Here is a 2449-nt window from a genome sequence, read left to right on the forward strand (position 1 = left end):
CGGTGGGGCGGACGCTGGTTCCACCGGGGCCGGGGGTGCGGCCGGCGGCGTGTTGTCCTGCGGAGCGGGCGGCGCTGCTTCAACCGGTTTTATGATGTCGACCGGCTTTTCGGCCACCGGCTCGAGCGGTTTTGCGGGCGGCGCGCTCGGGGCTTCCTTCGGCAACTCGATCCGTTTTGAGGCGAGCATCGCTTCCTCGAACGGCGAGGATTCGATCGCCGGGCCCTTGTCGGACGGGAGTGCGGCAACCGGGGTCTGCCACTGGAAGGCATCGAGCCGGCCGGTGACCGGCGAGACCGGCCGCCAGCGGTCGCTGACATAGCCGTCCGCGGTCCAGGCCGGATCGTGCAGGGCGCGCACCGCGCGCAAGGTCCAGGCGCGGGCGCGGCCGCTGTCGCCATGCTCGGTGCGCTCGATCTCGGCCATCAACAGCGCCACGCGCTGCGTCGGCGCGGCGATGAAGGGCGTAAGCGCCTCGCGTGCCTTGGCGAATTCGGCGGCGTCGATGGCCGCGCGCGCGATCGCGAGCGCGCCCTCGATATTGCCTGGTGTCTTCGCCGCCAGCGTCTCCACCCGCACCAGCCGCTGCCGCGCGGAGTCCCCTAGCTTCACATGCGCATAAGCATCGGCGAGATCGGGATGCGGCTGCGACAGCCACGCGGTCTCGACGATCTTCATCGCGCGCCGAACCTGGTGCGCCTCGCTCTCATATTTGGCGGCAAGCACCGCGGCCGGGATCAGCGTCGGCGCGAGCTTGATCGCCTCCGTCACGCTTTCGCGCGACAGGTCGCGGTCGACGGTCTCGAACTCCAGCGCGCGTGCGGCGAGCAGCACGCCGCGCTGCCGCCGATAGGTCGCCTTATTGATCAGGCCGGACGTCTGGTTGTTGTCGAGGATCGCCAGTGCGCCGGCCCAGTCACCCTTGGCGCAGCAGAAGCCGAGCACGGCCTGCGAGGCCCATGGCGAGGATGGCGAAACCTTCAGCGCCTCTTCCGCGATCATGACCGCGGCGACCGCATCGTCCGAACGCTGCGCCTCGATGAACAGGCCGCGCAGGCCGAGCAGCCGCGTATCCTCGCGCTCGGCCATCGCGCGGAACGCACGCTGCGCGCCCTCGCGATCGCCGTCGAGCTGCGCCGATTGCGCGTTGAGGAGAAGCGTCAGCGGATCGCCGCCGGCGTGACGCCGCGCCGTTTCCGCATGCTGCCGCGCCGCCGTCGAATCGCCATGGCCGATCGCGAGCAGCCCTTGGGTGATCGCATGACGGCCACGCGCATGACGGCGCTCGCGCCGGCCGCTCCGGATGCGCGCCGGCACCCTCCAGAGGCCGCGCAGGATCGACCAGACGATGACGGCCACGACCGCGACGATGCCAAGCCCCAGCGCGAACACCGGCAGCGTGGTCACGGCGCGCCCGCCGGCCCAGGACAGCACGACGTCGCCGGGCTGGTCGGCGACCCAGGCGGCGCCGGCCGCGGCAAGCGCGATCAACACAAGAAACAGAATGATCCGGATCATGGAGAACCTACTGTCCGGCCTTCGCGAGCCCAGCCATGGCGTTATCGGCGAATGTTCGCGAAGCCGCGAGCGCTGCGGCGCGCGCTTCGACTTTTTCGAGCCACGCTTGCGCGGCCGTGCGATCGGCGGGCGCCAGCGTCATCAGTTCGCGTTGCGCCTCACCGAGATCGTTGCGCAGCGCAGCCTGGGTGATGCGCGCAACCACGCTGCCGCGATCGGTGCCGGCCGCATCGGTGCGCTCGATGCGCACGAGCTTTGCCGCGCCCGCCTGCAGGCGATCAACGATGCCGGTGCCGGTGGTGGCAGCGGACGCGGGCGGAGGCGGCGCAAGCTTTGGCACGATCTCGAGGAGCTGGCGGCAGAGCGCACCCGCGCTCGGCACGCCGGAGGCCGCGAACGCATCGAGCGGCTTGAGCACATCAGGGTTTTCCGCAAACTGCTTGGCGGCCTCGAGCGGCGCCGCATAGGCATCGCCGTGGCGGACCGCGACATCGAGCAGCGATGCGGCAACCACGCGGCGCAGCGGCATGTCGTCAGCGACCTTTGCATCGGCTGCGCCCACTTCCGCGATCTTATGGCCTTGCTGGGCGAGCTCAGCCGATTGCTTCCGTACGGCGCTCTCGATCCTTGCGATGCGATCGTTGACACCAGAAAGATCCGGCGCGGACGCGGACCCATCGCGTGGCATCGATTTCACCTGATCGATCGCCGCAGTCAGTCTGTCCGACTGTGCACGTGACGTCGCGAGTTCGCCGCGCAGCGTGCTCACGGATTTCTCCAGGCCATCGATGCGCACGGTCAGCGCCTGATCGCTTGAAGCCTGCCTGCTGATCTTCGCTTCCACGCCTGCGACACGCCCGGTGAGCTCGTCGATGGCGCCGGCGCTGAGCTGCGGCACAGGCGGCTGCGCCGGCTGCACGGCAGGCCAGCC

General features: G+C 69.9%; 2 protein-coding genes. Both read right to left on the reverse strand.

Features of this window, described 5'->3' with window-relative positions:
• The coding region (locus tag CWO89_RS43125) for a heme biosynthesis protein HemY (protein ID WP_130584261.1) at positions 1-1518 on the reverse strand (1518 nt) is incomplete at its 3' end.
• Between the two features lie 7 nt (positions 1519-1525).
• Positions 1526-2449 (reverse strand): COG4223 family protein (locus tag CWO89_RS46590; RefSeq protein ID WP_165421584.1); only part of this gene is annotated, 924 nt, incomplete at its 5' end.

Origin of the sequence: Bradyrhizobium sp. Leo170, from assembly GCF_004296405.1 — a bacterium.
Taxonomy (GTDB): Bacteria; Pseudomonadota; Alphaproteobacteria; order Rhizobiales; family Xanthobacteraceae; genus Bradyrhizobium.